At 66.3% G+C, this 6,000-nt stretch carries 5 protein-coding genes and 1 pseudogene; 1 reads left to right on the forward strand and 5 read right to left on the reverse strand.

Features of this window, described 5'->3' with window-relative positions; genetic code table 11:
• Nucleotides 1–79: 79 nt before the first annotated feature.
• On the reverse strand, nt 80–1,795 hold the full coding sequence (locus ACLMAL_RS11195) for an acyclic terpene utilization AtuA family protein (RefSeq protein ID WP_411998981.1): 1,716 nt from the start codon (nt 1,793–1,795) through the stop codon (nt 80–82).
• A 522-nt stretch (nt 1,796–2,317) separates the two neighbouring features.
• Between ACLMAL_RS11195 and ACLMAL_RS11200 the strand changes: the two genes are divergently transcribed.
• Entirely contained in the window at nt 2,318–2,461 is a 144-nt protein-coding gene (locus ACLMAL_RS11200) for a hypothetical protein (protein WP_406234125.1), read from the forward strand.
• 303 nt (nt 2,462–2,764) lie between these two features.
• On the opposite strand, the gene ACLMAL_RS11205 is transcribed toward ACLMAL_RS11200, so the two are convergent.
• From ACLMAL_RS11205 to thiG, 4 genes and pseudogenes are all read right to left on the reverse strand, one after another.
• On the reverse strand, nt 2,765–3,679 hold the full coding sequence (locus ACLMAL_RS11205; protein WP_411998982.1) for an adenylate/guanylate cyclase domain-containing protein: 915 nt from the start codon (nt 3,677–3,679) through the stop codon (nt 2,765–2,767).
• 376 nt (nt 3,680–4,055) lie between these two features.
• Nucleotides 4,056–4,817 carry an ABC transporter permease gene (locus ACLMAL_RS11210; protein ID WP_411998983.1) on the reverse strand — a complete coding sequence of 254 codons (762 nt, stop codon included), beginning with the start codon at nt 4,815–4,817 and terminating at the stop codon, nt 4,056–4,058.
• Entirely contained in the window at nt 4,817–5,761 is a 945-nt protein-coding gene (locus tag ACLMAL_RS11215) for an ABC transporter ATP-binding protein (RefSeq protein ID WP_411998984.1), read from the reverse strand. Before ACLMAL_RS11215 ends, ACLMAL_RS11210 begins: the two co-directional genes overlap by 1 nt.
• A gap of 105 nt (nt 5,762–5,866) precedes the next feature.
• A pseudogene (gene thiG, locus ACLMAL_RS11220) lies at nt 5,867–6,000 on the reverse strand (thiazole synthase); the annotation flags it as partial.

The following is a 6,000-nucleotide window of genomic DNA, read 5'->3' on the forward strand; positions in this document are numbered from 1 at the left end:
GGCAACACTCACAGCCCCGTCACCTCCCGCTTTCTTTCGACGGCTCGAGACGGGGGTGCGCTCGGCGCATAGCGTTCACTCATGGCAACAGCTCCACTGGGATATCGATATGACGCGAGCGCAGCCATTCGCCGAGCCCCTTGGCCTGCGGGTCGAATCGGGCCTGGTAGGCCACGCCCTTCCCGAGCAGACCTTCGATGATGAAGTTCACGGCGCGCAGATTCGGCAGTACGTGCCGGATGACGGTCAGCGCGGCAGCTTCGGGCAGCAACTCCTTGATCCGCTCCACAGTGAGCGTGTGCACGAGCCACCGCCACTGGTCGTCGGTGCGCACCCAGACGCCGATATTGGCGTTGCCACCCTTGTCGCCGCTGCGCGCCAATGCGATCGTGCCGAGTGGTTCCCGGCGGGTTTCGCCTGCGGGCAACAGTTGTGGAAGTTCGGGTTCGGCAACGTCGGCCAGTTCCAGCGTGTCCGACGCGGGCGCGATCTCGACCCGGGTGCCCTCCGGCAGCACCGCCGCGTGCGGCACCTCGGTGGCATCGACGAATCCCGGTGTGTACACCCCGTACGGGGAACCGTTGCTGGGCAGGCTGGTGAAGCTGGTGCCCGGGTAGCTGGCCAGCGCCAGCTCGACCGCCACGTTGGAGAAGCCACGGCCGACCTTGTTGGGGTCGGGATCACGAACCACGCAGCGCAGCAGCGCGCTGGCCTGCTCCTCGGTGTCGGCGTCCGGCCGGTCGAGGCGAGCCAGCGTCCAGCTCAGTTCGGCGGGCCGCACGGGCAGCCAGGACTCCAGCTGACGTTGCGCCAGTTCGGCTTTCGCCTCGATATCCAGCCCGGTGAGGATGAACTCCATCTCGTTGCGGAAGCCGCCGAGCGTGTTGAGCGAGACCTTGAGCTGCGGCGGTGGCGCTTCACCGGTCACGCCGCTGATCTGCACGCGGTCGGGGCCTGCCTGGTCGAGCCGGATGGTGTCCAGTCGCGCGGTGACATCCGGTCCCGCGTAGCGCGCGCCCTGGATCTCGTACATCAGCTGCGCCTCGACGGTGTCCACAGTGACCGCGCCGCCGGTGCCGTGATGCTTGGTGATGACGCTGCTGCCGTCCCCGCGCACCTCGGCGATCGGGAAGCCCGGGCGGCCGAGATCGGCCAGTTCCTTGAAGAATGCGAAGTTGCCGCCGGTGGCCTGGGTACTGCATTCGATGACATGACCCGCGACGACCGCACCGGCCAGCTGGTCGTAATCGGTTCGCCCCCAACCGAAGTGGGCGGCGGCCGGGCCGACGATCACCGAGGCGTCGGTGACTCGTCCGGTGACCACGATGTCCGCGCCCGCGTTCAGGCATTCGACGATGCCCCAGGCACCGAGGTAGGCATTGGCGGTCAGTGGCGCACCGAGGCCGAGTTCATCCGCCCTCCCGAGCAGGTCGTCACCCTCGACATGGGCGACCTTGGCATCCAGACCCAGATCCGCGGCGACCTTGCGCAGTTTCTCCGCGAGCCCGGCCGGGTTGAGGCCGCCCGCATTCGTGACGATCTGGACGTTGCGCTCGAGCGCGAGCCCGAGGCAGTCCTCGATCTGCCGCACGAACGTCTTGGCGTAGCCGAGGCTCGGATCCTTCATCCGGTCACGGCCGAGGATCAGCATGGTCAGTTCGGCGAGATAGTCACCGGTGAGCACATCGAGCTGCCCGCCTTCGAGCATCTCGCGCATAGCACTGAGCCGATCACCGTAGAACCCGGAACAGTTGCCGATCCGGATCACGTCCGAATCGGCGGCCAGCATACGCATCAGCTGGGAGGCCCTCCTCTGCGGCGAACCGTCCCGGCGCCGCCGCGTTGCCGCACCGGTGAAGTCCGCGTACCAGAGACCAGCATCACATCCGATCAAGAAAAAAGCAAGCACGCGTGCTTGTTAATCGCACACACCCACCTGAACCCCCACAACCTGCGAGTAAGTGTCGGTTCTCAGCTCTTGCGTTCCGGTCGGACAGCGCGACGTGGCTCTGCCTCAACCGTTTCGGCCGATTTGGACGCCGGAGGGCGGCAAGACGCGACGTCACACGCCGGACTTCCTCGTGGGGGGTTGGTCGATGGCGGGTGATGGTGTTGGACTCGCGGTCGCTGGAGTTAGTCGGTGAGCGCGACCGGGAAGCAGTCCAGACGACCGGGCGGGCCTGTGCGGCGCTGGACCGGCGATATGCGGTGTGGGACAAGTTGGACGGCGTGGTGGTGGCGAATCAGAAGTGGCTGGCCGGATCGGGACGTCCCATACGGTGGTCGCGTTGTCGGGCACGACAGTAAGCTCCCCGCCGTGTCCTCCATCCTCCTACTCGCCCTCGCCGGATTCCTCCTCGGCGGCGCCTACTCCACCTGGAAGACCCTCCGCCCCCTGTCGATCGCACTGGGCGTCTGCGCCGCCCTGGCGGTGGCAGGCGCGATCGCCTGGATGAACTAGAGCAACACCCCGCACAAGCCGACGCGTATCCAACAAGGTCGCGACAATCCCTACCAACGTACCCACTCGGCACGATGACACCTTCCGAGCGCAGCGAGACCGAGCACTAGAGTTCGCGGCCCGTCTCGCGTCCGAGCGGCCGATGCAATTGCGACGCAGTCGCGAGCATCGGTCGCTCGGACGCGAGACCAAGGGGGCCGCGAACACGCAGCGCCGCAGGCGCTGCCAAAAAACAAGCCGATTCAGCCCGAAAGACCCGCCCCCACGGTTCAACTCAGCCCGAAAGGCGGGGCAGCCCCACCCTCAACTCAGCCGAAAGATCCGCAAGTCCTCGGGCACCCCACTCAACGGTGCCGCAAAGAAACTCCGCCGATAAGGCTTGACCGCGTACCCCAATTCCTCCAACGTCTCCGGCCGAAGCGAATCCAGCGTCGCCTCCGACAACATCATGTTGCCGTTGCCACCCGCTTCCATCACTCGCGCGGCGATGGTGACGTCCACACCGAGCCAGTCCCCACCGATCTCCCGCGGTGAACCGGTGTGCAGCCCGACGCGCATCTGCGGCCGGTAGCCGCGGACCTCGACCTCGGCCAGATTGCGTTTGGCCTGGGTCGCGGCGCGCACCGCACGGTCGGCCGAGGTGAACACGGCCATCACGCCGTCACCCATGCGCTTGACGACCTGACCGCCACGGTCGGCGATCGGCGGCTCGATGGCCTTGGCTACCACCCGCAGGAGTTCGAGGGTTGCTTCATCGCCCGCCGACAGCGACCAACTGGAGAACGCCACCAGATCGGTGAACATTACAGTTACCTCTTGGCTACCTCTGCCGCGGCCGACTCGCTCCAACATGGCCTGCCAGACCTGCAGTGCGCCGAAGCCGATCTCACGGGCCGCGCTCGGTTCGTCACCGACCAGTTTGTCCGCGGCGCGGGCGACCGCGCGAGCGCCGCCGGGACCCGAAACCGACAGTGGGTCACCGAAAGCCGGATCACCTGGCAGCTGCTCACGCGCCTTGCGCAGCGCGCCGATCAGATCCGGTCGCTGATTCGCCGCATTCATCAGTGTGGAAAGCTGCCCCCTGCGAAGCCCCGAACCCCGACGAGGCGAACCGTCCGCGTCGATAGGCACCAGCGGTATGGCTACCTCGGATGGAATGCCGCCGGTCTCTTCCGGCGTCGACCCGGGCTCAGCACCGCCGGAAGGTGTTTCGCTCACGCCCCGAGCGTATCTCAGCCGACCTACCGTCGGCGGGTTACTTATTATCACCATGTGCCACCTCACGATCAGACGGAGCGGGCACAACATTGGGGCCGCCGATAGATAACGTGATAGTTGCTGGGGCCGATGCTACCTAGCGTGGATTGCAGAAGGAAGCGACCTATTTCACAGTTTCCGCGATGTTCACACTCGGTCGACAGCCGTCGGAAACGAGACCGCCGGTCCGATGTGGAAGGGGATTCACACACCGGACCGGCGATCGCACCGTCCACCGGGCAGTGGCAGGCGGTGAAAAGAGCGCGCGATTCCTCCCGACAAGGTCACGCACCCCACACCCGAGTGGCGAGGGAGGGCTACTCGGGTAGCTCCTCGATCAGGCGTCGCGCTGGTTCACCGCGACCAGCGCCGCGCCGAAGACGATCGCCACGAAAGCAATGAAGTAGGCCAGGCTGCCCCATACGCCCCAGTGCCAGTTCGCGGTGGACTCCGAGGAGCTCACGAAGCGCGTGATGTTCTGGAAGGGCAGGAACGGCGCGACATTGCGGCCGAAGCTGCCGAAGGCGCTCAGCAGCGGCTCGATCAGCAAGGACCACAACACAACCAGGGAGATCGCCGCGGCCGACTGCCGAACGAGCACACCGATGCCGATGGCGAGCGCGACGGCGAAGAACGCGTAGATCGGAATGCCGTACACCGAGCGCCAATGGTCCTCGAGCACGATATCGGCGGCCGCCTTCGAGCCGCCGACCACCTTGGCGACCGCAATGGCGATCAGCGCGATGATCGTGGTGAGCACGGCCCCGAAGCCGCCGACCAGCGCGGTCTTGGTCACCAGGACCTTCGTCCGATGGGGTACGGCCTGGAACGTCGTCCGGATGACGCCGAAGCGATATTCGCTGGTCACCGTCAACGCGGCCATGATCATCAGGACCATAATGCCGAATCCGGTGACGCCCGCGGTTGCGGTGCCGATGTCCAGCGTCGGCGTCCCTTCGCCGGGATTGTCACCCGAGGAACGCACGACCAGCGCGAACAGCGCCGACAATCCGATGCCGAGGATCACGATGATGGCCGAGCACCACCAGGGCGACCTGGTCGAGGTGAGCTTGATTCGTTCTGCTGCCAGCACGCCCATCAGAGCGCACCTCCCATCACCTGATCGAAGCCTTCACCGTGGTACTGCACCGCGCCGCCGGTCATCCGCATGAATGCCTCTTCCAGCGAGGCCCGCTGCGGCGCGAGTTCGAACAACGTGATGTCGTTCGCGCCCGCGAGCTTGCCGACGTCGTCGCTGGTCGCGCCCGCCACGACCAGGGCGGGACCGTCGGTGCTCTCACCGTCTTCGCGCACGGTCATGCCGTTGGAGGTGAGCACGCTGCGCAGCTGTTCGAGCTGCGGGCTGCGCACCCGCACCGATGCTTCCGAGGCGCGTTCGATGAATTCCTGGGTGGTCGTATCGGAGATCAACTGACCCTTGCCGATCACCACCAGGTGCTCGGCGGTCTGCGCCATCTCCGAGAGCAGGTGGCTCGACACCAGCACGGTGCGGCCCTCCGCAGCGAGCCGCTGCATGAACCGGCGGATCCAGAGAATGCCCTCGGGATCGAGGCCGTTGACCGGCTCGTCGAACAGCAGCACCTGCGGATCGCCGAGCAGTGCGCCCGCCAGGCCGAGCCGCTGCGACATGCCGAGCGAGAAGCCACCCGCGGTCTTGCCCGCCACCTCGGACAGACCGACCAGGCGCAACACCTCGTCGACGCGGGAGGACGCGATGTCGTTGGAGGCGGCCATCCACTGCAGGTGCGCGCGCGCCGAACGATTCGGATGCACCCACTTCGCATCCAGCAGCGCGCCGACGGCGCGCAGCGGATGGTCGAGATCGTGGTACGGCTTTCCGTTGATCAATGCGGTTCCCGCGGTGGGCTTGTCCAGCCCGAGGATCATCCGCATGGTGGTCGATTTACCTGCGCCGTTGGGTCCAAGGAAGCCTGTCACCTGTCCGGGTCGGACGGTGAAGGACAGATCCTGAACCGCGACGGTCTGCCCGTAGTGCTTGGTCAGGCCCCTCAGCTCGATCATGAGTACCAGCATTCCGCAAAAGCGGGCCGAGCGCGTCACCAGAAAGTGTCGCGTCGGATCATCCTCGAGGATGATCTCCACCCCGAGGGGTCTGCGGATGTTCCCCTAGAGCGCGGGCGAGGATGCCTGAGCCCAGAAGCGCTTGGGGATGCGGCCGGCCCGGCGAGCCAGATGACCCGCGCGGACAGCGTCCGCCATGGCGGCGGCCATCAGTGCAGGGCGTTGGGCCCTCGTTACAG

Origin of the sequence: Nocardia sp. CWNU-33 (genome assembly GCF_046764895.1) — a bacterium.
In the GTDB taxonomy this organism is placed as follows: domain Bacteria; phylum Actinomycetota; class Actinomycetes; order Mycobacteriales; family Mycobacteriaceae; genus Nocardia.